This is a genomic window from Streptomyces sp. NPDC104831, from assembly GCF_055583025.1.
Genome location: NZ_JBVJOT010000009.1, coordinates 11,159 through 34,482 on the forward strand (window position 1 = coordinate 11,159; position 23,324 = coordinate 34,482).

Consider the following 23,324-nt stretch of genomic DNA (forward strand, 5'->3'; position numbering starts at 1 on the left):
CGGCGGGCGTCGTGACCCCTGCCTCCGGGCCCGCGCCCTCCCCGGTACGGGAGCCGGCACCCCGGCCGCCGGAACCCTCGCCGGGTGCCGGTCCGGCGGGCGTCGTGACCCCTGCCTCCGGGCCCGCGCCCTCCCCGGTACGGGAGCCGGCACCCCGGCCGCCGGAACCCTCGCCGGGTGCCGGTCCGGTGGGTGCCGGGGGCCGTGCGGCCGGGCCCGCGCCGCCCTCGGTGTGGGTGCCGGTGACGCGGCCGGCCCTCACCGGACCGCTCCGGTGGCGAGTGCGGTGGCCACCTCGTCGGCGGTCGGCATCGCGGAGGAGCACTCCAGGCGGGAGGCGACGATGGCGCCGGCCGCGTTGGCGTGCCGCATGACCGTCTCCAGGTCGTGGCCGGCCAGCAGGCCGTGGCACAGGGAGCCGCCGAAGGCGTCGCCGGCGCCGAGGCCGTTCAGCACGGTGACCGGCAGCGGCGGGATCTCTGCCGTCTCGCCCGCGCGGCCGAGGGCGAGGACGCCCTTGGGTCCCTGCTTGACGACGGCCAGCTCGGCCCCGGCGTCCAGCAGGGCGCGGGCGGCGGCGTGCGGGTCGCGCGTGCCGGTGGCGATCTCCACCTCGTCCAGGTTGCCGACGGCGACGGTGGCGTGGCGCAGGGCCTCGGCGTAGAAGGGGCGGGCGGTGTCGGGATCCGCCCAGAACACGGGGCGCCAGTCCAGGTCGAAGACGGTGATCCCGGCCCTGGCCCGGTGGGCGAGGGCCGCGAGGGTCGCCGTACGGCTCGGCTCCTCGCTCAGTCCGGTGCCGGTGACCCAGAGGATCCGGGCCGCGCGGAGGGCGTCCAGGTCCAGTTCGCGGGTGTGGATCTCCAGGTCGGGGGCCTTGGGGCGGCGGTAGAAGTACAGCGGGAAGTGGTCCGGCGGGAAGATCTCGCAGAAGGTGACCGGGGTGGGCAGGCCGGGCACGGGGGTGACCCAGCGGTCGTCGACGCCGAAGCCGCGCAGCGCCTCGTGGAGGTAGGCGCCGAACGGGTCGTCTCCGGTACGGGTGACCACGGCGGTGCGCCGGCCGAGCCGGGCGGCGGCGACGGCGACGTTGGCCGCGGAGCCGCCGAGGAACTTGCCGAAGGACGACACCCGGGCGAGCGGGACGCCGGCCTGGAGCGGGTAGAGGTCCACCCCGATCCGGCCCATGGTGATCAGGTCGTAGGCCATCGGCTTCCCTTCGTCACGGCTCCCCCCGGCTTTCTAGTCCCGTACCCGGAACCGTGTCAACGTTTTGTCCGGACATATGGACCATCGGCCTCCGGTTCGCCGGTCGCACTCCTCCGCATGCCTGCCCTTTGTGGCGGATTCGTCACAGACTTCTCCCTCCCGTCACACATGTCACGCCCGTGTCGGTTCTCCGTCACGCTCCGGCGACAGGGCCCTCCGATCGGTCACTGACCGTCGCCGACCGGGCACAGGCTGGTGGCCGACGCAGCGCCCGGCCCCCGGGCGGCCGTACCGGTCGCCGCCGTGGCGCGCACAAGGAGGTGCGGCTCATGACCGACCGGCGGCTCTGGTCCTACAAGGAGATCGCGGCGCACATCCGGGTGCAGCCGGAGACCGTACGGTCCTACCGCAAGCACGGACTGCTGCCCCCGCCCGACCGCGTGGAGGGCGGCAGGCCCTACTGGTGCGCCGACACCGTCCGCGCCTGGGTGGCCGCGCGCCCCGGCAACCGCGGGCGCGGCACGGACTGACGGGCCGGGGCGTCAGCTCCAGGGCTCGATGACCGTGACCCCGGCCCCCGGCGCCGCGCCCATCGCCGCGAGCGCCGCCGGGGCCGCGTCGAGCGGGATGGTGCGGGTCACCAGGAGGTCGGGGCGCAGCACGCCGGCGCGGACCAGGCGGAGCATGCCGGGGTAGGCGTGGGCGGCCATGCCGTGGCTGCCGAGCAGTTCCAGCTCCAGGGCGATCGCCCGGGCCAGCGGGACCGCAGTGGTGCCGTCGGCCGAGGGCAGCAGGCCGACCTGGACGTGCCGGCCGCGGCGGCGCAGCCCCTCGACCGAGGCGGCGCAGGTGGCGGGCGAGCCGAGGGCGTCGAGCGAGAGATGGGCGCCGCCGCCGGTCAGCTCCCGTACGGCGGCGGCCGGGTCGGGCACGCCGGTCGCGTCCACGCACGCGGTGGCGCCGAAGCGCCGGGCCAGCTCCAGGGCCCCGGGGGCCACGTCGACCGCCACCACCCGCGCGCCCGAGGCCGCCGCGATCATCACCGCCGACAGGCCGACCCCGCCGCAGCCGTGCACCGCGACCCACTCCCCGGCCGCGACCCGGCCCTGCTGGACCACGGCCCGGAAGGCGGTGGCGAAGCGGCAGCCGAGGGCGGCGGCGGTGGCGTACGCCATGTCGTCGGGGAGCGCGACGAGGTTGACGTCGGCGTGGTCGAGGGCGACGTACTCGGCGAAGGAGCCCCAGTGGTCGAAGCCGGGCTGGGTCTGCCGTTCGCACACCTGCTGGTCGCCCGCCGCGCAGGCGGGGCAGGTGCCGCAGGCGCAGACGAAGGGCACGGTGACCCGGTCGCCGGGCCGCCACCGGGTCACCCGGGCGCCGGCCGCCTCCACCACGCCGGCGAGTTCGTGTCCCGGCACGTGCGGCAGCGTGATGTCCGGGTCGTGCCCCGCCCAGCCGTGCCAGTCGCTGCGGCACAGGCCGGTGGCCTCCACCCGGACGACGACGCCGTGCGCGGCGGGCTCCGGGTCGGGCACCTCCCGGATCCCGGCCGGCTTTCCGTACTCCTCGAAGACCACGGCTCGCATGCACGCTCCTTTCGGGAACCCGGAAGAAGGCTAGACGCTCCGGGGAGTCGCTTGGCGTCATACCCCCTAGGGGTATACAGTGAAGAACGTCGGGGTTCCTCCGGGCGCCCCGCACGCCCCACACACGCCTCGAAGAGGAGTAACGACATGACCGCGCAGACCGGCACCCCGGGCACCGTCACCACCGTCTACAAGGTCACCGGCATGAGCTGTGGCCACTGCGAGGGCTCCGTCTCCGAGGAGATCTCCCGGATCCCGGGCGTCGGCTCGGTGAAGGCCGTCGCGTCGTCCGGCGAGGTGACCGTCGTGTCCGAGGCCCCGCTCGACGAGGAGGCCGTGCGCGCCGCCGTCGACGAGGCCGGCTACGAGCTGGCCGGCCAGGCCTGAGCACCACCCGTCCCTTCCCCGACCGGGCCGTGCCGACCAGCTGATACTGGATCCGTACGGCCCGGTCCGATGTCTGGAGTCCGGACATGACCAGCACCACCGCCAAGCCCGCGGCGACGGCGCCCGGCACCGACGAGGTCGAGCTGCTCATCGGCGGCATGACCTGCGCCTCCTGTGCCGCCCGGGTGGAGAAGAAGCTCAACCGGATGGACGGCGTCAGCGCCACCGTCAACTTCGCCACCGAGAAGGCCAAGGTCACCTTCGCCGACGGCGTCGAGGTCGCCGACCTGATCGCCACCGTCGAGAAGACCGGCTACACCGCCGAGGAACCCCGGCCGCCCGAGCCCGCGCCCGAGGACGCGGCGAGGACCCCGGAACGCGACGCCGAACTCGGCGAGCTGCGGCACCGCCTGCTCGTCTCCGCGCTGCTCGCCGCGCCCGTGGTCCTGCTCGCGATGGTCCCCGCGCTCCAGTTCGCCAACTGGCAGTGGCTCTCGCTCACCCTGGCCGCGCCCGTCGTCGTCTGGGGCGGCGCGCCCTTCCACCGGGCCGCCTGGACCAACCTCCGGCACGGCGCCGCCACCATGGACACCCTCGTCTCGGTCGGCACGCTGGCCGCGTTCGGCTGGTCGCTGTGGGCGCTGTTCCTCGGCGACGCGGGCACGCACGGCATGCACGACGAGTTCCGCCTCACCGTCTCCCGCATGGACGGCGCCTCCACCATCTACCTGGAGGTCGCCTCCGGGGTCGTCGCGCTGATCCTGCTCGGCCGCTATCTGGAGGCCCGCTCCAAGCGCCGCGCCGGCGCCGCCCTGAAGGCCCTGATGGAACTGGGCGCCAAGGACGTGGCCGTGCTGCGCGGGGGACGCGAGGTGCGGGTGCCGGTGTCCGGCCTGGCCGTGGGCGACCGGTTCGTCGTACGGCCCGGCGAGAAGGTCGCCACCGACGGCACGGTGGTGGAGGGCGTCTCCGCCGTGGACGCCTCCATGCTGACCGGCGAGTCGGTGCCGGTCGACGTCGGCCCCGGCGACCGGGTCACCGGCGCCACGGTCAACGCCGGCGGCCGGCTGGTCGTCGAGGCCACCCGGGTCGGCGCGGACACCCAGCTGGCCCGGATGGCCCGGCTGGTGGAGGACGCGCAGAACGGCAAGGCCGAGGTGCAGCGGCTCGCCGACCGGATCTCCGCCGTCTTCGTGCCGGTGGTCATCCTCATCGCGCTCGGCACCTTCGGCGTCTGGCTCGGGGTCACCGGCGACACGGTCGCCGCGTTCACGGCCGCCGTCGCCGTCCTGATCATCGCCTGCCCCTGCGCGCTGGGCCTGGCCACGCCGACCGCGCTGATGGTCGGCACCGGGCGCGGCGCCCAGCTCGGCATCCTGATCAAGGGGCCGGAGGTGCTGGAGTCCACGCGCCGGGTGGACACGGTCGTCCTGGACAAGACGGGCACGGTCACCACCGGCCGGATGAGCCTGCAGGCGGTCCACGTCGCCGACGGCGAGGACGAGAAGGAGCTGCTGCGCCTCGCGGGCGCCCTGGAGCACGCCTCCGAGCACCCGGTGGCCCGCGCCATCGCCGCCGGCGCCGAGGAGCGCGCCGGGGTGCTGCCCGCGGTCGAGCACTTCGAGAACGTGCCGGGGCGGGGCGTACGCGGGCGCGTGAACGGCCGTGAGGTGGCCGTGGGGCGGCTCTACGACGAGTTGCCCGGGGAACTGGCGCGCGCGGCCCGGCAGGCCGAGGAGCAGGGCCGTACGGCCGTCGTGGCCGGCTGGGACGGGCGGGCCCGCGGGGTCCTCGCCGTCGCCGACGCCGTCAAGGAGACCAGCGCCGAGGCCGTCCGCGAGCTGCGCGATCTGGGTCTGACGCCGGTGCTGCTCACCGGGGACAACCGCACGGTCGCCGAGGCGGTCGCGAAGACCGTCGGCATCGACCCGGGGCACGTGTACGCCGAGGTGCTGCCCGAGGACAAGGTGGACGTCGTGCGCCGGCTCCAGGGCGAGGGCCGGGCCGTGGCCATGGTCGGCGACGGCGTGAACGACGCCGCCGCGCTGGCCACCGCGGACCTGGGCCTGGCCATGGGCACCGGCACGGACGCGGCGATCGAGGCCGGCGACCTGACGCTGGTGCGCGGGGACCTGCGGGTGGCCGCGGACGCGATCCGGCTCTCCCGCCGGACGCTGGCCACCATCAAGGGCAACCTGGTGTGGGCCTTCGGCTACAACGTCGCCGCGCTGCCGCTGGCCGCCGCCGGGCTGCTCAACCCGATGATCGCCGGGGCCGCGATGGCCTTTTCCTCGGTGTTCGTGGTGACGAACAGCCTGCGATTGCGGGCCTTCCGGTGAAACCGGGGGCAATCGTCCGGATCGATCCCTTGATCCCCCTGGAGTCAGACGCGCACCTCACATAAGCTCTTCACAAGGCTCGCGCATCTTCCTTACGCAAGAGTCCCGATCGCCGTATCGGGGCTCTTGCGCATTAAAGGGACATATGCAAGAGACGCACATCACAGTGATGCGAACGTAACCATCGAAGGGGTTCGAAGGTCTAAGTTGGCGATGTCAGCCCAGCGTCTTGGGGGGCGCTGACTGACGTCTGGGGATGTCTTGGGGGACTTTCCCAGAAGGGGGTACCTCCCGGCTCACACAAGGTTGAGAGCTTGGGGGAGCGTTGCCGGGGCACGTACACCGGGAAGCTTTGAGCGGCCCTCCCAGCGTGCGCTGTCCCGGCAGACCGCACCGCATCACTGGAGTACGGCGAGTTCGCTCGCACGTGCTCAGACAGCGATTCAGGCGCTGTCCTCTCCGAGCGCCCGGCCGGATCCCGTGGGGGGAATCCGCACCGGGACATGGGAAGGCGCCCTGGTCGTCGGCCCGTGGGGGGACCGGCGTCTCGGGGCGCCTTCCGCTTACCCTCTTGCGCGTCCTTCCCGGCGTCTCCGCCGCCGATCACCCGCGGGTGATCACTCCGGAGCGCCGGACCGGGGCCCGCCCCCGCGGACGGACCCCCTGCCCAGTGCGCTCAGCGCGCCTCGACCGGGACGAAGTCGCGCTCGACCACGCCCGTGTAGATCTGGCGCGGACGGCCGATGCGGGAGCCCGGCTCCTTGATCATCTCGGTCCACTGGGCGATCCAGCCCGGCAGTCGGCCGAGGGCGAACAGGACCGTGAACATCTCGGTCGGGAAGCCCATGGCGCGGTAGATCAGACCCGTGTAGAAGTCCACGTTCGGGTAGAGCTTGCGCTCGGTGAAGTAGTCGTCGGAGAGCGCGTGCTCCTCCAGCTTCAGGGCGATGTCGAGGAGCTCGTCCTCCTTGCCCAGCGCGGAGAGCACGTCGTGCGCGGCGGCCTTGATGATCTTGGCGCGCGGGTCGAAGTTCTTGTAGACCCGGTGGCCGAAGCCCATCAGGCGGACGCCGTCCTCCTTGTTCTTCACCTTGCGGATGAAGGTGTCGACGTCGGAGCCGGAGTCGCGGATGCCCTCCAGCATCTCCAGCACCGACTGGTTGGCGCCGCCGTGCAGCGGGCCCCACAGCGCGTTGATGCCGGCCGAGATCGACGCGAACATGTTGGCCTGCGAGGAGCCGACCAGGCGGACCGTGGAGGTCGAACAGTTCTGCTCGTGGTCGGCGTGCAGGATCAGCAGCTTGTCCAGGGCGGACACCACGACCGGGTCCAGGTCGTACTCCTGCGCGGGGACCGAGAAGGTCATGCGCAGGAAGTTCTCGACGTAGCCGAGGTCGTTGCGCGGGTAGACGAACGGGTGGCCGATCGACTTCTTGTACGCGTACGCGGCGATGGTCGGCAGCTTGGCGAGCAGCCGGATGGTGGAGAGGTCGCGCTGCTTCTCGTCGAACGGGTTGTGGCTGTCCTGGTAGAAGGTGGACAGCGCCGAGACGACCGAGGACAGCATCGCCATCGGGTGGGCGTCGCGCGGGAAGCCCTTGTAGAAGTTCTTGACGTCCTCGTGCAGCAGCGTGTGCCGCGTGATGTCGTTCTTGAACGTCGTCAGCTGGTCGACGGTGGGGAGCTCGCCGTTGATGAGCAGGTACGCCACCTCGAGGAAGGTGGAGCGCTCGGCCAGCTGCTCGATGGGGTAGCCGCGGTAGCGGAGGATGCCCGCCTCGCCGTCGAGGTAGGTGATCGCGGATTTATAGGCGGCCGTGTTGCCGTACCCGCTGTCCAGGGTCACCAGACCGGTCTGGGCGCGGAGCTTCCCGATGTCGAAGCCCTTGTCGCCGACGGTGCTGTCGACCACCGGGTAGGTGTACTCGCCGTCGCCGTACCGCAGTACTACAGAGTTGTCGCTCACGTCTTCCCTCACCGACGTAGTGCCTCATCTTCGAGGTGCCCTGACTGTCTCTACCATCCCCCATTTGGCTCAGGAGAGTGCACTCGGGGTCGACCATTGGGCCTATTGGCGGCACTCAGTGCCGCCAGCCTGCCCATCCTGCCCCCTTCGGGGTGGTTCCGGAAGTGCTCTGTGACCTTCACGACTCATTTGATCGATCATTTCGTGCCGAGCCTGAAGTCCAGGGCCGTACAGCGCCGTCCGGCCGACACCGTGCGCACCGCCTGACCGATCGCCTTGCGTGATCCGACGAGCACGACCAGCCGCCGGGCCCGGGTGACCGCCGTGTACAGCAGGTTCCGCTGGAGCATCATCCATGCCCCCGTCGTGACGGGAATCACCACCGCGGGATACTCGCTGCCCTGCGAACGGTGGATGGTCACCGCGTACGCGTGGGCCAGTTCGTCCAGTTCGTCGAATTCGTACGGCACCTCCTCGTCCTCGTCGGTCAGCACCGTCAGGCGCTGGTCGACCGGATCGAGCGAGGTGACGACCCCCACGGTGCCGTTGAAGACGCCGTTCTTCCCTTTCTCGTAATTGTTGCGGATCTGGGTGACCTTGTCGCCGACGCGGAAGACCCGGCCGCCGAACCGCTTCTCCGGCAGGTCGGGCCGGCCGGGCGTGATGGCCTGCTGGAGCAGTCCGTTGAGCGCGCCGGCGCCGGCCGGGCCGCGGTGCATCGGCGCGAGCACCTGCACGTCCCGGCGCGGGTCCAGCCCGAACTTGGCGGGAATTCGCCGTGCGGCGACGTCCACGGTGAGCCGGCCGGCGGCCTCGGTGTCGTCCTCGACGAAGAGGAAGAAGTCCTTCAGTCCGTCGGTGAGCGGGTGCTGCCCGGCGTTGATGCGGTGCGCGTTGGTGACCACCCCGGACTGCTGGGCCTGCCGGAAGACCCGGGTGAGCCGGACGGCCGGGACGGGGCCGCCCTCGGCGAGCAGGTCCCGCAGCACCTCCCCGGCGCCGACGCTGGGCAGCTGGTCCACGTCCCCGACGAACAGCAGGTGGGCGCCCGGGGGGACGGCCTTGACCAGCTTGTTGGCGAGCAGCAGGTCCAGCATGGACGCCTCGTCCACCACCACCAGGTCGGCGTCCAGCGGGCGGTCGCGGTCATAGGCCGCGTCCCCGCCGGGCTTCAGCTCCAGCAGGCGGTGCACGGTGGACGCCTCGGCGCCGGTCAGCTCCGCCAGCCGTTTGGCGGCGCGGCCGGTCGGGGCGGCCAGCAGCACCTTGGCGCGCCGGGCCCGGGCCAGCTCCACGATCGAGCGGACGGTGAACGACTTGCCGCAGCCCGGGCCGCCGGTGAGGACGGCGACCTTCTCCGTGAGCGCCAGCCTGACGGCCGCCTCCTGCTCGGGCGCGAGGTCGGCGCCGGTGCGGGCCTTCAGCCAGCCGAGCGCCTTCGCCCAGTCGACGTCCCGGAAGCCCGGCATCCGGTCCTCGTCGGTGCGCAGCAGCCGCAGCAGCTGGGCGGACAGGGAGAGTTCGGCGCGGTGGAAGGGCACCAGATAGACGGCGCTGACCGGCTCCTCGTCGCCGTCGGGGCCGGGCACCTTCTCCCGCACGACCCCGGGGTCGGCGCCGTCCTGCGGGGGCCGGGACAGCTCGGCGAGGCACTCGATGACCAGCCCGGTGTCGACCTGGAGGAGTTTGACGGCGTCGGCGATCAGCCGTTCCTCCGGCAGGAAGCAGTGCCCCTGGTCGGCGGACTGCGACAGCGCGTACTGGAGGCCGGCCTTCACGCGCGCGGGGCTGTCGTGCGGGATGCCGACGGACTGGGCGATCTTGTCGGCGGTGAGGAAGCCGATGCCCCAGACGTCGGCGGCGAGCCGGTACGGCTGCTCCTTGACGACGGCGATCGACTCGTCGCCGTACTTCTTGTAGATCCGGACGGCGATGGAGGTGGAGACCTCGACGGTCTGGAGGAAGAGCATGACCTCCTTGATCGCCTTCTGCTCCTCCCAGGCGTCGGCGATCTTCCTGGTCCGCTTCGGCCCGAGGCCCGGCACCTCGATCAGCCGCTTGGGCTCCTCCTCGATGATCCGGAGGGTGTCGAGGCCGAAGTGCTGGGTGATGCGGTCGGCGAAGACCGGGCCGATGCCCTTGACCAGGCCGGATCCGAGATAGCGGCGGATGCCCTGGACGGTGGCCGGCAGCAGGGTCGTGTAGTTCTCGACGTGGAACTGCTTGCCGTACTGCGGGTGCGAGCCCCAGCGGCCCTCCATGCGCAGGGACTCCCCCACCTGGGCACCGAGCAGCGCGCCGACGACCGTGAGCAGATCGCCGGCGCCGCGTCCGGTGTCGACCCGGGCGACCGTGTAGCCGTTCTCCTCATTGGCGTACGTGATGCGTTCCAGCACGCCTTCGAGGACGGCGAGATGCCGTTCGCCGCTGGGGTTCCCCGCCTGGTGAGCCATGGTCCGACGGTACCGGTGGGGTCCGACAGCCGGCTTTCGCGGGCGGTGGTCACCGCGTCGGGACGGTCAGGTGAGCGCGGGATGTGTCCGCTCGCGCTTCAGCCGGCCTTCTTCTCGTCCTTGTCGCCGGACGACAGGAGCGTCTTCAGACGCATGAACAGCGAGGCGCGCGGCTCGTGGGATCCGCTGAGGCTCGCTCGTACGCTCTCGAAATCCACGGAGCGGAGCGCCGTCGCCTTCCGCTTCATGTACTCGGCCGGGTCTCTTTCGAACTCGCGTACCGCCGGGTCCGTGTCTAAGACGACCCCGCTCCACACCTCACTGTGCGCAGTGCTCATGCTCGCGCTCCCCCCCGGGTTCGACTCGGAGGACGGGTGGCTCCCGCCGTTCTGGGTCGGCATGCGCCCTCCAAGCGTTGACGGTACAGTCTCGGCTGATGGCTTGTCAGCGTCAATCCGACGGTATGGCTTACGGATTGACTATCGGCCCGGTTCAAGAGGCTGACATCGTCCCTGAACGAGCCGTCTGCTTCCCGGTCACGGTCCGGACACCTTCCGTCACCGTATTGATACCCAGAGACACGCTCTCCGAAACGACGGAAGCACCCACATGGCCTAACTCTGCGTGTAGGCTCCGTCGCTATGTCCTTGAGTGGATTACGTGTGGGCTGGGGCACGGCGACGATGGGGACGCTGGGTGTCGTCACCTACGTCGCGCCGATCGTCCTCGGTCTTGGCCTGGAACTGCCGATATGGATCGCCATGACGATCATGGGTGTCGGCGTACTGGCCACGGTGGCCACGGTCATCATGTCCCGGCAGGACGCGGTCGCCGCCCGGCGCGACCTGGTCACCGCCGAACAGGCCGCGAAGGTCGCCGCGGAGCGCGCCCGCGGGGCCATGGAAGACGTGCTCACGGTGCTGGTCCACCACATCGGCGAGATCGTCAGCGCGAACAGCAAGAGCGCGCGCAGTCCGCTCCAGCAGCAGATGAAGCTGGCCATCGTCTCCCTCACCGCCCAGCTCATCGGGCCGGAGAACGCGCGCGCCTGTGTGCTGGAGATCGCTCCGGCGCCCCCGGGGACCAGCGTCCGGGAGATGAAGTGCCTGGCCGGCCTCTGGATGGGGCGGGCGGAGGCGCCGCGGACGGTGTTCCGCGAGGACCAGCCGCGCGGGGCGTCCCTGCTCAAGCTGATGGACGACCGCAAGAGCACGTTCGTGGAGAACGTCGACGCGCTCGCGCCGGAGCTGCGGCCGGAGACGGACTCGTACAAGACCTACATCACCGCGACCATCACGGCCGCCGGCAAGGACGCGTTCGGCGTCCTGTGCGTGGACGCGCCGAAACCCGGCGACCTCCGCAAGGAGGACATCCGCCTGGTGGAGGTCCTCGCCCGCCTGCTGGGCGCGGCGCTGGCAGTACGCCGCTGAGTCCCGCCTCCGTCTTTCCAACGGCTCGCGCCCGGGCGCGAGTCGGGCACTTCGTACGGGTGCGCCACCTCTCGGGGCCTGAGTCGTTGATCAGGTCGTACGAAAGGAGAGCTGATGGTCGGCTCGTCGCACGAGGCGCTGCACCGGATCTTCCAGAAGGACCCGGAGCTGCTGACGCGGGCGTTGCAGAGGGTGTTGCACGTGCCGTTTCCCAGGCCCACGGAGATCGCGGCGCTGAACGTGGACCTGACGGAGGTCGAGCCGGTCGAGCGCCGGGTGGACACGTTGCTGCGGGCGGAGACGGACGAGGGCACGTACCTGCTGGTCGTGGAGTCGCAGGGCAAGGCGGACGAGCGGAAGCGCGGGAGCTGGCCGTACTACCTGTCGTACCTGTACGAGAAGTACCGCTGCGAGCCGGTGCTGATCGTGATCACCCAGAGCAGTAACACGGCCAAGTGGGCTTCGCGTCCGATCCGGCTGGGTTTCTCGGGCTGGCACTCGCTGACGGTGCGGCCGTTGGTGCTGGGGCCGGACAACGTACCGGTGATCGCGGACGAGAAGCAGGCGGAGGCGGATCCCCCTCTCGCGGTGCTGTCGGCGATGACACACGGGCGTGGGCCGGAGTCGGTGGCCATACTGGAATCCCTGGCATCCGCCCTGCGGACCATCGATGCCGACAGTGCCGCGGTCTTCGCGCAGTTCGTCGACTCATGCCTGGTCGATCCCCAGGCGAAGCAGATGTGGAGGAAGCTGATGACGGCGATCCAGTACTTCTGGCGACACCCACTGGCCGAGCAGGTGCGGGCGGAAGGGAGGGAACAGGGGCTACAGGAGGGGCTGGAGCAAGGACTGGAGCAAGGGCTGGAGCAAGGACTGGAGCAAGGGCGCCTTCGCACCCAGCGGGAGATGACCCTCCGTGTCCTGGAGTGGCGCGGCATCCCGGTGTCCGACGCGGTCCGAGAGCGGGTGCTGGCCTGCGCGGACCCCGATCAGCTTGAAGTGTGGGCCCGGCGAGCCGTCCATGTCACGGACGCGGCGGAGTTGTTCGCCACCGAGTGAGCGAGCGTCCGGCCGGTCACTTCCCCGGGCCGGCTCGGACACGCAGTTCCGTCGACCGTCGCCCGGCCGGCCCTCTGGCGGTGCCGCAATGGAAGGACCTGACGATGGCGATCCAGTACTTCTGGCGACACCCACTGGCCGAGCAGGTGCGGGCGGAAGGGAGGGAACAGGGGCTACAGGAGGGGCTGGAGCTAGGGCGCCTTCGCGCTCAGCAAGAGATGACCCTCCGTGTGCTGGAGTGGCGCGGGATCCCGGTGTCCGAGGCCGTCCGTGAACGAGTACTCGCCTGCACCGGCATCGATCAACTGGAGGTCTGGGCCCGGCGAGCAGTCCACGCCACCGACGCCGGAGAGTTGTTCGCCGACGAGTGAGCACAGTGCCGTGCCAGCGCGAGACCGTGCCGTCGAGCCGGTCGGGCGTGAAGGACGGGGCCCCGAACGGCCCGGAGCCGGGTCGGGGAGAATCCCGGCATGGTGATGGCACGGCACTGGTACTCCTCGGCCCCGGTCGTGGACGGGCATCCGCTCCTGGACGAACCGGGTTTCTGGCCCGCTTACTTGGCGGACCTGGCCGAGGGGTTCACGCCGGAGGCCTTCGGTGCGGACGCGGGTGACGCGTACGCCGTGCTCGACAGGCTCCACGACCGGTCGGCGTGGCCGGTGTTCACGGTGCCGCTGGCCGGCGGCTTCGCGATCGTCGTGCACTTCGACAGCGGCGAGGAGTTCACGACCAGGCACTACTTCCTCACCCATCCCGACTGGGGGCAGGATCTCGTCCTGGCCGGCGACGATCAGGACCGCATCGGCCCCGGACTGTGCTGGCCCGAGCTCGCCGCCCTGCTGGAGGCACCACCGCGGGCCGCAGGCGTCACCGACCCGCACGCCCGTCTCCTCCTTCTCCTGCCTGTCCTCGGCGACGCGGCGGTTCCGCAGGAGGCCGTGACGGCGGTGGTCGAGGCTCTGGTCGCCCAGGGCGCGCCCGCGGCGAGCGAGGCGCTGGCCACGCGCCTTCTCCAAGGGCACCCCATGTGGGGTGCCGAGCACTGGTGGTTCGACGAGGACGAGCACAGCTGGCTCTGCGAGGGCGAGCACAGCCCGCGCAAGATCCCCCTCGGCGACCACCTGTCCCCGCACCAACGATCCGCCCTCGAAGCCTGCCTCACTCCCCGCTGACCGTCCCGGGCGGCGTCGACAACGGCCTCGGAGAGAGGGGTTCCACGGGGCCGGCCCGGTTGCCCGTGACGGCCGTGCCCCGGGCGCGGAACGGGCACCCGCCGGACGCAACGGGTGCCCGCCGGACGCAATGGGCACCCGCCGGACGCGACGGGTGCCCGCCGGCCCTGTGCGACGCGCGTGCGCGGCTGCCGGCCGCCGCAGTCGCCCCGACGCGCTCGGCACGCCGCCCGGCCGCCTCGTCGTACGGCCGACGTGCGGTGCCCCCGGCCCGGCACGCGGGAGTGGCGCGATGTCATCTGCGGTGGCGCGGTTTCTCCTGGCTCGGGGGGAGGGTCAGGGTGAGCTGGCGGACCAGCTGCTGGAAACACGCCAGGGACGCGACCGCGGGGAGCGCGGCTCCGGCGACGCCGGTGACGGTTCGGTCCGCCTGGGCCACGCAGAGGACCAACGCCACCGAGGAGAACAGCAGGACGACGCACCACGAGTGCACGGCCCGGCGCTGATGCAGGGCATTCCTCAGGATGGAGAGGGAAGCCGCCATCCAGGGGCCGTACACGAGAAGGGGCCACCACGCGATCATTCCGCCGTCCACCCCGGAGGTGGCATTCCGCAGCGGGCCGTACGCCGCCATTCCGCCGAATACGCTGACCATCGCCACCAGGACGGAAACGAACGCGGCGATCACAAAGCTGCCGGCCCGCATCCACTTGACGCGCATTCGGTGCACGCGCCTCTTCCGGTGCCCCGGCCCGGCAGCGGCGGGGGAACGCCGGCCCGGGGAGAACTGCGCGGTGATCTGCGCGATTTTCTCCATCGGGTCGGTGAAGTCGACGCCGGGCGACGGTTCGCCGCGCGGTGGCGGGATCGTCGCCTGCTGCTCCGCCGGGACGGCCTCCTGCAGGAGGAAGGCGAGTTCCTCCGCCGGGTCCCAGTAGGCGTCGGGAGGGACCAGCACGTCCCCCGGGTCCAGGGCGTCGGCCGGGCCGCCGTGCCAGCCGGTGCCCGCCGTGTACGGGGCCGCGTCCGCGTACCACTCTCGGCGCGTGAAGGAGGAGCCCGCATATTCTTGGCTCATAGGAATACCCCCGTCAGAAGCGGTCCAAGCGGCAGTCGGTGTTTTCCTGCGCACTCCACCGCCGGTTGAGTTCCTCCTGCACCGCCTCCAGCAGAACGAGGAATTCGCGAAGCAGTGTCCCGGTATCCGGAGGTTCGGCCCCTTCGTGATCTTCGCGCGCCGAGCGGGTGCCCCCAGGCGGGTGCATTGTTGGACTGAATGTCAGCAAACTGTCCGCCGAGGGGCTATCCTTCCTCGTGTCCCGGTGAAGCAAGCCGTGGAGCCTCGTCGTCGTCATATCGGGGCTAACGCCACCCCCTCTCCTCCAGATGCGCGGCAAATGAGTGAACGCGATGCTGGAAAACATTAGGGAGAGCGTTTTTTCATTTGTGTCATTCCGCCCGCGGGCGCCCGCGTGCCCTCCGGTTCTCCCGCGGGCCGCCGCGGCGCGGCCCGGCGACCGCCCTCCCGACGGCCACGGTCACGATTGGGTTTCGGCCACCCGCACCCCCTTGCCCCCGGCCCGTGTAATCGTTTCCAATCCTCGTACGGCAGGAATGTAATCGATTCCACGAGTCCACGAGGAGGTGGAGCCGGCGATGGCGAGCATCAAGGATGTCGCCGCTTCGGCGGGGGTGTCCGTGGCCACCGTGTCACGCGTGCTGAACGGCCACCCGTCCGTCAGTGCCGACGCCCGCGAGCGGGTGATGGCCGCCGTGGCCGCCCTCGGCTACCGGCCGAACGCCGTCGCGCGGTCCCTGCGCACCGACCAGACCCACACGCTCGGGCTCGTCATCAGTGACGTGCTCAATCCCTACTTCACCGAGCTGGCCCGGTCCGTCGAGGAAGAGGCCCGCGCGCTCGGGTACAGCGTGATCATCGGGAACGCCGACGAGCGGCCCGAACTCCAGGACCACCACGTGCGGAACCTGCTGGACCGGCGGATCGACGGGCTGCTGGTCTCCCCCACCGACGGCGGGTCGCCGCTGATGCTCGACGCCGCCCGGGCGGGGACTCCCATGGTGTTCGTGGACCGGTGGATCCCCGGCGTGGACGTGCCCGTCGTGCGGGCCGACGGGCGGGCGGCGGTGCGGGACCTCGTCGGTCACCTCTGCCGGCTTGGGCACCGGCGGCTCGCCATCATCGCCGGGCCCGCCGCCACCACCACCGGCAGCGAGCGCGTCGAGGCGTTCCGGGCCGCGCTCGCCGAGTACGGGCTCCCGCTGCCCGGCGCCTACACGGGCCAGGGCGACTTCCAGGCCGAGAGCGGGCGGCGGGTGACCGAGGGGTTCCTCGATCTGCCGGAGCCGCCCGACGTGGTCTTCGCGGCCGACAACCTGATGGCGCTCGGCGCGCTGGACGCCGTACGGGCGCGCGGGCTGCGGGTGCCCGACGACATCGCGCTGGCCGCGTTCGACGACATCCCCTGGTTCGTGCACACCGATCCGCCGGTCACCGCGATCGCCCAGCCCACCGGTGAGCTGGGACGGGCCGCCGTACGCGCGCTGGTCGACCGGATCGAGGGGCGCACCCCGCGCTCCGTCACGCTGCCCGCCCGGCTCGTCGTACGCCGCTCGTGCGGTGAGCCTCCCACCCCCTCCCCAGTGCAAAGGAGCACGACGTGAGCAACCCGGACGAGTTGCTGCGCATCGAGGGCATACGCAAGACCTTCCCCGGCGTGGTCGCGCTCGACGGCGTCGACTTCGATCTGCGCCGGGGCGAGGTCCATGTGCTGCTCGGTGAGAACGGGGCCGGCAAGAGCACGCTGATCAAGATGCTCTCCGGTGCCTACACCCCCGACGCCGGCCGGATCCTCGTGGGCGGTGAGGAGGTGCGCGTCCACGGGGCGCAGGACGCCGAACGGCTCGGGATCGCCACGATCTACCAGGAGTTCAACCTGGTGCCCGATCTGACCGTCGCCGAGAACATCTTCCTGGGGCGGCAGCCGCGCCGCTTCGGGATGATCGACCGGAAGCGGATGGAGGCCGGGGCCGCGGCGCTGCTGGAGCGGGTCGGGGTCGACGTGTCGCCCCGGGCGCGGGTGCGGGAACTGGGGATCGCGCGGCTCCAGATGGTCGAGATCGCCAAGGCGCTCAGCCTCGACGCGCGCGTGCTCATCATGGACGAGCCGACCGCCGTGCTCACCTCGGAGGAGGTGGAGAAGCTCTTCGCCATCGTGCGGGGGCTGCGGGCCGACGGGGTGGGGGTCGTCTTCATCACCCATCACCTGGAGGAGATCGCCGCCCTGGGCGACCGGGTCACCGTCATCCGGGACGGGAAGAGCGTCGGGCAGGTGCCCGCCTCCACGCCCGAGGACGAACTCGTGCGGCTGATGGTGGGGCGCTCCATCGAGCAGCAGTACCCGAGGGAGCGGACCGGCACGGGTGATCCGCTGCTGTCCGTCCAGGGGCTGGGCCGGGACGGCGTCTTCCACGACGTGAGCTTCGAGGTGCACGCCGGTGAGGTCGTCGGCATCGCGGGGCTGGTGGGTGCCGGGCGGACCGAGGTCGTGCGGGCCGTGTTCGGCGCCGACCCCTACGACCGCGGGGTCGTCCGGGTGTCCGGCGCGGAGCTGAAGCGGCACGACGTGAACGCCGCGATGGACGCCGGGATCGGGCTCGTGCCGGAGGACCGCAAGGGCCAGGGGCTGGTGCTGGACGCCTCCGTCGAGGAGAACCTCGGGCTGGTGACGCTGCGCGCGGCCACCCGGGCGGGGCTGGTGGACCGCAAGGGCCAGCACGCCGCCGCCGAGCGGATCGCCGGGCAGCTCGGGGTGCGCATGGCGGGCCTCGGGCAGCGCGTGCGGACCCTGTCCGGCGGCAACCAGCAGAAGGTCGTCATCGGCAAGTGGCTGCTGGCCGACACCAAGGTGCTGATCCTCGACGAGCCGACGCGCGGCATCGACGTCGGCGCCAAGGTCGAGATCTACCAGCTGATCAACGAACTGACGGCCGCCGGTGCCGCCGTCCTGATGATCTCCAGCGATCTGCCCGAGGTGCTCGGCATGAGCGACCGGGTGCTGGTGATGGCCCAGGGCCGCATCGCCGGCGAACTCTCCGCCGAAGAGGCGACCCAGGACGCGGTGATGTCCCTCGCCGTCTCCACCCCCACCACCGAGAAGGAGGGCCCCCGTGGCCACTGACACGCTCAAGAGCCGGCCGGGCGCGAGTGGCGCCCCGGGGACCCTGCGCCGGCTGCTGCTCGACAACGGCGCGCTCACCGCGCTGATCGTCCTCGTCATCGCCCTGTCGGCGCTGTCGGGTGACTTCATGACCACGGACAACCTGCTGAACATCGGCGTGCAGGCCGCGGTGACGGCGATCCTCGCCTTCGGTGTGACGTTCGTGATCGTCTCCGCGGGCATCGACCTGTCCGTGGGTTCGGTGGCCGCGCTGTCGGCGACCATGCTGGGCTGGAGCGCCACCTCGCACGGGGTGCCGGTCGCGCTCGCGGTGGTCCTGGCGGTCGCCACGGGCGTCGTCGCCGGCCTGGTGAACGGTTTCCTCATCGCCTACGGCAAGCTGCCGCCGTTCATCGCGACGCTGGCCATGCTGTCGGTGGGCCGTGGTCTGGCCCTGGTGATCTCCCAGGGCTCCCCCATCGCGTTCCCCGGCTCGGTCTCCCACCTCGGCGACACCCTCGGCGGCTGGCTGCCGGTGCCGGTGCTGGTCATGGTGGTGATGGGGCTGATCGCCGCCGTGGTGCTCGGCCGGACCTACATCGGCCGGTCCATGTACGCCATCGGCGGCAACGAGGAGGCCGCCCGGCTGTCCGGCCTCAGGGTCAAGCGGCAGAAGCTCGCCATCTACGCCCTGTCCGGGCTGTTCGCCGCCGTCGCGGGCGTGGTGCTGGCCGCCCGGCTGTCCTCGGCGCAGCCGCAGGCCGCCGACGGCTACGAGCTGGACGCGATCGCCGCCGTCGTCATCGGCGGTGCCTCGCTGGCGGGCGGCACTGGCAAGGCGTCCGGCACGCTGATCGGCGCGCTGATCCTCGCGGTGCTCCGCAACGGGCTGAACCTGCTGTCGGTGTCCGCGTTCTGGCAGCAGGTCGTGATCGGTGTCGTCATCGCGCTGGCGGTGCTGCTGGACACCGTGCGCCGCAAGGCCGGCGCGGTCCCGGCGGCCGCCGGCGCGGGCGGGCCGAAGGGCAGGCAGGCGGTGACGTACGCGCTGGCGGCGGTGGTCACCGTGGCCGTGGTCGGCGCCACCTCGCTGCTGCACGGCGGTTCGTCCTCGTCGGCGAACCCGCGGCTGGGCCTGTCCCTGTCCACCCTCAACAACCCGTTCTTCGTGCAGATCCGGTCCGGCGCGCAGGCCGAGGCGAGGAGGCTGGGCGTGGACCTGAACGTCACCGACGCCCAGAACGACGCCTCCCAGCAGGCCAACCAGCTCCAGAACTTCACCAGTACGAGCCTGGACGGCATCATCGTCAACCCGGTGGACTCGGACGCGGCGAGCAACTCGGTGAAGGCCGCGGGCAAGGCGGACATCCCCGTCGTCGCCGTGGACCGGGGCGTCAACCGGGCGTCCGTGGCCACGCTGGTGGCCTCCGACAACGTCGCCGGCGGTGAGCTGGCCGCGAAGACCGTCGCCGAGAAGCTGGGCGGCAAGGGGAAGATCGTCATCCTCCAGGGGCAGGCGGGCACGTCGGCGGCGCGTGAGCGGGCGGCCGGCTTCGCCAAGGGCCTGAAGGCCTACCCGGGCATCCGGGTGCTGGCCCAGCAGCCCGCCGACTTCGACCGGACCAAGGGCCTGGACGTGATGTCGAACCTGCTCCAGGCCCACCCGGACGTGCAGGGCGTCATCGCCGCCAACGACGAGATGGCCCTCGGCGCGATCAAGGCGCTCGGCTCCAAGGCGGGCAGGTCGGTGCAGGTGGTCGGCTTCGACGGCACCCCGGACGGGCTGACGGCGGTCAAGGGCGGCACGCTGTACGCGTCGGTCGCCCAGCAGCCCTCGCAGCTGGGCCGGATCGCCGTGGACAACGCCCTGAAGGCGGTTCGGGGCGAGAAGGTGGAGCCGACGGTGAAGGTGCCGGTGAAGGTGGTCACGAAGGACAACGTGGCCGGGTTCACCGGCTGACGGACCACGGCAGGGCGGGCGGCCCCGGGCAGCTTCCGGGACCGCCCGCCCCGGGTCATCTCTCAGGGGAGTCAACTCATGTACGACTACGACCTGCTGGTCGTGGGTTCGGCCAACGCGGACCTGGTGATCGGCGTCGAGCGGCGGCCGGCCGCGGGCGAGACGGTGCTCGGCGGCGATCTGGCCGTGCACCCGGGCGGCAAGGGCGCCAACCAGGCGGTCGCGGCGGCCCGCCTCACGGCGCGTACGGCCCTGCTGGCGCGGGTCGGCGACGACGGCCACGGCCGGCTGCTGCTGGACTCCCTGCGCGCGGCCGGGGTGGACACGGCGGGCGTGCTGGTGGGCGGCGCACCGACGGGCGTGGCGCTGATCACCGTGGACCCGGACGGGGACAACAGCATCGTGGTGTCGCCGGGCGCCAACGCGCGGCTGCGGCCCGAGGACGTGCGGGCCGCCGACGGCCTGTTCCGGGCCTCGCGGGTGGTGTCGGCGCAGCTGGAGATCCCGCTGGAGACGGTCGTGGAGGTGGTGCGCGGCCTGGCGCCGGGCAGCCGCTTCGTGCTGAACCCGTCCCCGCCGCGCGAGCTGCCCGCCGAGGTGCTGGCCGCCTGCGATCCGCTGATCGTCAACGAGCACGAGGCCCGGGTGATCCTCGGGGACACGCGGGCCGGCGACGACCCCGCCGACTGGGCGCGGCTGCTGCTGGCCGAGGGGCCGCGCTCCGTGGTGGTCACGCTGGGCGCGCGGGGCGCGCTGGTGTGCGACGGCTCGGGGACGTCCCTGGTGCCGTCGGTGAAGGTGGACGCCGTGGACACCACCGGCGCGGGCGACGCGTTCACCGCCGCGCTGGCCTGGCGGCTGGGCGCGGGCGCGACCCTCGCGGAGGCGGCGGCCTACGCGGCCCGGGTGGGCGCGGCGGCCGTGACGCGGCGGGGCGCGCAGGAGTCGTACCCGACGGCGGCGGAGATCGAGGCGCCGGGCTCCGCCGGTTCTGGGGGTGCGCGGTGAAGAAGGCGGGGATCCTGAACCGTCACCTGGCCGGGGCGCTGGCCGAACTCGGTCACGGCCACGGAGTACTGGTGTGTGACGCGGGGATGCCGATACCCGACGGGCCCCGGGTCGTGGACCTGGCCTTCCGGGCGGGCGTGCCGTCCTTCGCCGACGTCCTGGACGGCCTGCTGGCCGAGCTGGTGGTGGAGGGCGCGACGGCCGCCGAAGAGGTCCGGGAGGCCAACCCGGCGGCGACGGCCCTGCTCACCGGCCGCTTCCCCGACCTGGCCTACGTCCCGCACGAGCGCCTGAAGGACCTCTCGTCCGGCGCCCGGCTGATCGTCCGTACGGGCGAGGCCCGCCCGTACGCGAACGTCCTGCTGCGCTGCGGGGTGTTCTTCTAACCGCCCGGCAGCCGCGCCCCCCTGCTCTCCGCGACCCGTTTGACCTCCCGCAGGGACGCGGTGAGCTGCCGGGCGAGGTAGTGCAGTTCCCGGTCCGTCAGGCGGTGCGCGGTGAGGAGTTCGGCCGCGTGGTCGATCAGCTCGCCGGCCATCCCGAGCTGCACGCTCTCGACCTGGTCCGCGAGCCGGGACACATAGCCCGTGCCGTCGCCCAGCACATAGCAGGGCTTGCCCTCCTCACCGGTCCACGGGAGCAGGCGCCCGTTCGCCGGCGGGTCCTCGTGCGTCCGCTCGTTCATGCGCGGGTCTCCACCAGGGCGAGGTACGGGCGGACGAGCGGGCTGTCCTCACCGCGCAGGGGAGCCTCGCCCCTGCGGTACGCCGTGGGTCCGCCGACGTACGGGCACGAGTACGGGGACACCTCCGGGTACGGCGGGGACGCGACCGGCCTGCGGCGCCGACGCGACGGCCTGACCAACCGGGCCAGGAGACGGGTCATACCGACCTGCTTTCTCACCTGCGGTGACTGCGGTGTGTGCTGATTTCCTCACAGAGTGGGGTCGGTTGTGGCTACGCTGCCAGGGGCGGGGGGTTGACATTGCGCCTGTCACCAAGGGAGTTGGCCGGATGAGCATCGTCCGCAGGCCGAAGACGCCGCGCGAGAAGTACGGGGAGGAACTGAGGCTGCGACGCATCGCGGCCGGCCTCACCCAGGAGCAACTCAGCGAGATCGTGGTCTGCTCCCCCACGTTGATCAGTCACTGGGAGGCGGGAAGGCGGCTCCCCAAGCCGGATGACGCCCGTCGGATCGACCAGGCGTTGGGGACGGGTGGGTTCTTCGAGAGGTGGTTGGAGGATTTGGAGAGTCAGTTCTTCGCCCCTCGCTTCGCTGCCGCCCGCGAGCTGGAACAACACGCGTTACTAATTCAGTTGTTCGCGCTCACACTCGTTCCCGGGCTGCTTCAGACACCGGAGTACGCGCGGGCCGTGTTTGCCGCCTATCACCCCAACTACACAGATGAGGACCTTGACAGGGAAGTTGTCACTCGAACAAGTCGTGCCAAGATTCTGGAGGGACCGTCGGCCCCAGTCATCTGGGCGCTGCTCGACGAGGCCGTGCTGCGTCGCCCGGTGGGTGGTCCTCACACCATGGCGGAACAACTGCACAAGATCGCCAATATGGCCGAGGCACGGCGGATCCGGCTGCATGTCCTTCCATACCGGGTCGGCGCGCACTCACTCATGACGAGCCTGCTCACTCTGATGAGTTTCGATGACTCTGCTCCGGTGGCGTACGTCGACGCGTTCGAAACCGGGCGACTGATCGATGACCCGTCGTCGGTGAGTGCGTGTCAGACGTCTTACGCTCTGGCGCTGAGTGACGCCCTGTCGCAGCAGGAGTCACTGGCCCTCGTCAGAGCCGCAGCGAAGGAACACGCACATGGTCAGCAGTGAGCGCACGGTCTCGGACTCGTCCAGCCTCACCGGTTGGCACAAGTCCAGCTACAGCGACGGCAGCCAATCGGAATGCCTCGAAGTCGCCCGTGACCACGCCGACGTACCCGTGCGCGACAGCAAGACCGTCCCCGGCCCCGCCGTCCTCTTCTCCGCGGACGGCTGGGCCTCGTTCGTGTCCGCCGTCAAGGAAGGACGGTTGGGCTGACGTCAGGACGGGCCGGCCGCCAGGCCGAACGCCTCCGTCACCGCGCGGGTGTACGCCTTGGACGTCCGGGGCCGCAGCGGGGCCAGGTACCCGACCATGCGGGCCACTTGGTCAGGGTCGGCCAGGCGGTGCGGTTGCTTCTCCGCCACGGCGTGGGTGAGGAGTCGCTCCAGCAGGACCACCTCGGTCAGGTCGTACAGGCCGGGGTGCATGCCGAACCGGAGGACGTGGTCCTCGTACGGATGGCGCAGGGTCATGTGCAGGTAGCCGGAGGCGTGGCCCTTCCAGGGGCCCGGCACGACGTTGCGCAGGCCCGTCCCGTGGTCCCTGCGCGGGTACTTCGAGCCCAGGGTGACGCGCACGCCCAGCATGATCCTGGACCACGGGACCAGCAGGCCCCCGGTGTCCGGTTCGTGCTGGTGGAGTCCCTCCTCGCGGAACTCCACCCACGTGCCGTCCGGCCGCCGGGTGTCGCCGAGGACCCAGCGGCCGCCGATCCGTTCCAGTGGACCCAGCGTGTCGCTCATG

At 71.5% G+C, this 23,324-nt stretch carries 23 protein-coding genes; 14 read left to right on the forward strand and 9 right to left on the reverse strand.

Annotation, left to right across the window (positions count from 1 at the left end; genetic code table 11):
* Nucleotides 1-258: 258 nt before the first annotated feature.
* On the reverse strand, nucleotides 259-1,209 hold the full coding sequence (iolC, locus tag ACZ63H_RS08690) for a 5-dehydro-2-deoxygluconokinase (protein WP_469863084.1): 951 nt from the start codon (nucleotides 1,207-1,209) through the stop codon (nucleotides 259-261).
* 329 nt (nucleotides 1,210-1,538) lie between these two features.
* Here iolC and ACZ63H_RS08695 point away from each other — a divergent pair, with 329 nt between their 5' ends.
* Entirely contained in the window at nucleotides 1,539-1,739 is a 201-nt protein-coding gene (locus ACZ63H_RS08695; protein WP_469863085.1) for a helix-turn-helix transcriptional regulator, read from the forward strand.
* A gap of 12 nt (nucleotides 1,740-1,751) precedes the next feature.
* On the opposite strand, the gene ACZ63H_RS08700 is transcribed toward ACZ63H_RS08695, so the two are convergent.
* Nucleotides 1,752-2,795: a zinc-dependent alcohol dehydrogenase family protein gene (locus ACZ63H_RS08700; protein ID WP_469863086.1), complete on the reverse strand. Its 1,044-nt coding sequence runs from the start codon at nucleotides 2,793-2,795 to the stop codon at nucleotides 1,752-1,754.
* 147 nt (nucleotides 2,796-2,942) lie between these two features.
* Between ACZ63H_RS08700 and ACZ63H_RS08705 the strand changes: the two genes are divergently transcribed.
* Both ACZ63H_RS08705 and ACZ63H_RS08710 read left to right on the forward strand, forming a co-directional pair.
* On the forward strand, nucleotides 2,943-3,182 hold the full coding sequence (locus tag ACZ63H_RS08705) for a heavy-metal-associated domain-containing protein (RefSeq protein ID WP_469863087.1): 240 nt from the start codon (nucleotides 2,943-2,945) through the stop codon (nucleotides 3,180-3,182).
* An 86-nt stretch (nucleotides 3,183-3,268) separates the two neighbouring features.
* The gene (locus tag ACZ63H_RS08710; protein WP_469863088.1) at nucleotides 3,269-5,521 is read left to right on the forward strand and encodes a heavy metal translocating P-type ATPase; all 2,253 of its coding nucleotides are present in this window, start codon (nucleotides 3,269-3,271) and stop codon (nucleotides 5,519-5,521) included.
* Nucleotides 5,522-6,197: 676 nt separating this feature from the next.
* On the opposite strand, the gene ACZ63H_RS08715 is transcribed toward ACZ63H_RS08710, so the two are convergent.
* The 3 genes from ACZ63H_RS08715 to ACZ63H_RS08725 all read right to left on the reverse strand — a co-directional run bounded on the left by ACZ63H_RS08715 (nucleotide 6,198) and on the right by ACZ63H_RS08725 (nucleotide 10,278).
* Nucleotides 6,198-7,487: a citrate synthase gene (locus tag ACZ63H_RS08715; protein ID WP_469863089.1), complete on the reverse strand. Its 1,290-nt coding sequence runs from the start codon at nucleotides 7,485-7,487 to the stop codon at nucleotides 6,198-6,200.
* 197 nt (nucleotides 7,488-7,684) lie between these two features.
* Nucleotides 7,685-9,940: an SF1B family DNA helicase RecD2 gene (gene recD2, locus ACZ63H_RS08720; protein ID WP_469863090.1), complete on the reverse strand. Its 2,256-nt coding sequence runs from the start codon at nucleotides 9,938-9,940 to the stop codon at nucleotides 7,685-7,687.
* A 98-nt stretch (nucleotides 9,941-10,038) separates the two neighbouring features.
* The gene (locus ACZ63H_RS08725; RefSeq protein ID WP_469863091.1) at nucleotides 10,039-10,278 is read right to left on the reverse strand and encodes a hypothetical protein; all 240 of its coding nucleotides are present in this window, start codon (nucleotides 10,276-10,278) and stop codon (nucleotides 10,039-10,041) included.
* Nucleotides 10,279-10,587: 309 nt separating this feature from the next.
* Between ACZ63H_RS08725 and ACZ63H_RS08730 the strand changes: the two genes are divergently transcribed.
* The 4 genes from ACZ63H_RS08730 (at nucleotide 10,588) to ACZ63H_RS08745 (ending at nucleotide 13,601) form a co-directional block, all read left to right on the forward strand.
* Nucleotides 10,588-11,370: a GAF domain-containing protein gene (locus tag ACZ63H_RS08730; RefSeq protein WP_469863092.1), complete on the forward strand. Its 783-nt coding sequence runs from the start codon at nucleotides 10,588-10,590 to the stop codon at nucleotides 11,368-11,370.
* A 114-nt stretch (nucleotides 11,371-11,484) separates the two neighbouring features.
* Nucleotides 11,485-12,429 carry an RpnC/YadD family protein gene (locus ACZ63H_RS08735; protein WP_469863093.1) on the forward strand — a complete coding sequence of 315 codons (945 nt, stop codon included), beginning with the start codon at nucleotides 11,485-11,487 and terminating at the stop codon, nucleotides 12,427-12,429.
* Between the two features lie 104 nt (nucleotides 12,430-12,533).
* The gene (locus ACZ63H_RS08740; RefSeq protein WP_469863094.1) at nucleotides 12,534-12,800 is read left to right on the forward strand and encodes a hypothetical protein; all 267 of its coding nucleotides are present in this window, start codon (nucleotides 12,534-12,536) and stop codon (nucleotides 12,798-12,800) included.
* Between the two features lie 99 nt (nucleotides 12,801-12,899).
* Nucleotides 12,900-13,601 (forward strand): hypothetical protein, encoded by a 702-nt coding sequence (locus ACZ63H_RS08745; RefSeq protein ID WP_469863095.1) that lies wholly within the window; start codon nucleotides 12,900-12,902, stop codon nucleotides 13,599-13,601.
* Nucleotides 13,602-13,896: 295 nt separating this feature from the next.
* On the opposite strand, the gene ACZ63H_RS08750 is transcribed toward ACZ63H_RS08745, so the two are convergent.
* Nucleotides 13,897-14,679, reverse strand: a complete 783-nt coding sequence (locus ACZ63H_RS08750; protein WP_469863096.1) for a DUF2637 domain-containing protein — start codon at nucleotides 14,677-14,679, stop codon at nucleotides 13,897-13,899.
* 578 nt (nucleotides 14,680-15,257) lie between these two features.
* On the opposite strand from ACZ63H_RS08750, the gene ACZ63H_RS08755 reads away from it, so the two are divergent.
* The 5 genes from ACZ63H_RS08755 (at nucleotide 15,258) to rbsD (ending at nucleotide 21,133) form a co-directional block, all read left to right on the forward strand.
* Nucleotides 15,258-16,283, forward strand: coding sequence for a LacI family DNA-binding transcriptional regulator (locus ACZ63H_RS08755; protein ID WP_469863097.1), 1,026 nt, complete (start codon nucleotides 15,258-15,260; stop codon nucleotides 16,281-16,283).
* Nucleotides 16,280-17,800 (forward strand): sugar ABC transporter ATP-binding protein, encoded by a 1,521-nt coding sequence (locus ACZ63H_RS08760; RefSeq protein WP_469863098.1) that lies wholly within the window; start codon nucleotides 16,280-16,282, stop codon nucleotides 17,798-17,800. Before ACZ63H_RS08755 ends, ACZ63H_RS08760 begins: the two co-directional genes overlap by 4 nt.
* Nucleotides 17,790-19,739 (forward strand): ABC transporter permease/substrate-binding protein, encoded by a 1,950-nt coding sequence (locus ACZ63H_RS08765; protein WP_469863099.1) that lies wholly within the window; start codon nucleotides 17,790-17,792, stop codon nucleotides 19,737-19,739. Before ACZ63H_RS08760 ends, ACZ63H_RS08765 begins: the two co-directional genes overlap by 11 nt.
* A gap of 78 nt (nucleotides 19,740-19,817) precedes the next feature.
* On the forward strand, nucleotides 19,818-20,747 hold the full coding sequence (locus ACZ63H_RS08770; protein WP_469863100.1) for a ribokinase: 930 nt from the start codon (nucleotides 19,818-19,820) through the stop codon (nucleotides 20,745-20,747).
* Nucleotides 20,744-21,133 (forward strand): D-ribose pyranase, encoded by a 390-nt coding sequence (rbsD, locus tag ACZ63H_RS08775; protein ID WP_469863101.1) that lies wholly within the window; start codon nucleotides 20,744-20,746, stop codon nucleotides 21,131-21,133. Before ACZ63H_RS08770 ends, rbsD begins: the two co-directional genes overlap by 4 nt.
* Here rbsD and ACZ63H_RS08780 read toward each other — a convergent pair.
* Both ACZ63H_RS08780 and ACZ63H_RS08785 read right to left on the reverse strand, forming a co-directional pair.
* On the reverse strand, nucleotides 21,130-21,432 hold the full coding sequence (locus ACZ63H_RS08780) for a hypothetical protein (RefSeq protein ID WP_469863102.1): 303 nt from the start codon (nucleotides 21,430-21,432) through the stop codon (nucleotides 21,130-21,132). The two genes, rbsD and ACZ63H_RS08780, sit on opposite strands and share 4 nt — an antisense overlap.
* Nucleotides 21,429-21,632, reverse strand: coding sequence for a hypothetical protein (locus ACZ63H_RS08785; protein WP_469863103.1), 204 nt, complete (start codon nucleotides 21,630-21,632; stop codon nucleotides 21,429-21,431). Before ACZ63H_RS08785 ends, ACZ63H_RS08780 begins: the two co-directional genes overlap by 4 nt.
* A gap of 128 nt (nucleotides 21,633-21,760) precedes the next feature.
* Between ACZ63H_RS08785 and ACZ63H_RS08790 the strand changes: the two genes are divergently transcribed.
* Both ACZ63H_RS08790 and ACZ63H_RS08795 read left to right on the forward strand, forming a co-directional pair.
* On the forward strand, nucleotides 21,761-22,588 hold the full coding sequence (locus ACZ63H_RS08790; RefSeq protein ID WP_469863104.1) for a helix-turn-helix domain-containing protein: 828 nt from the start codon (nucleotides 21,761-21,763) through the stop codon (nucleotides 22,586-22,588).
* The gene (locus tag ACZ63H_RS08795) at nucleotides 22,575-22,796 is read left to right on the forward strand and encodes a DUF397 domain-containing protein (RefSeq protein WP_469863105.1); all 222 of its coding nucleotides are present in this window, start codon (nucleotides 22,575-22,577) and stop codon (nucleotides 22,794-22,796) included. Before ACZ63H_RS08790 ends, ACZ63H_RS08795 begins: the two co-directional genes overlap by 14 nt.
* Before the next feature lie 2 nt (nucleotides 22,797-22,798).
* On the opposite strand, the gene ACZ63H_RS08800 is transcribed toward ACZ63H_RS08795, so the two are convergent.
* Entirely contained in the window at nucleotides 22,799-23,323 is a 525-nt protein-coding gene (locus ACZ63H_RS08800; RefSeq protein WP_469863106.1) for a hypothetical protein, read from the reverse strand.
* Between the last annotated feature and the right edge of the window lies 1 nt (nucleotide 23,324).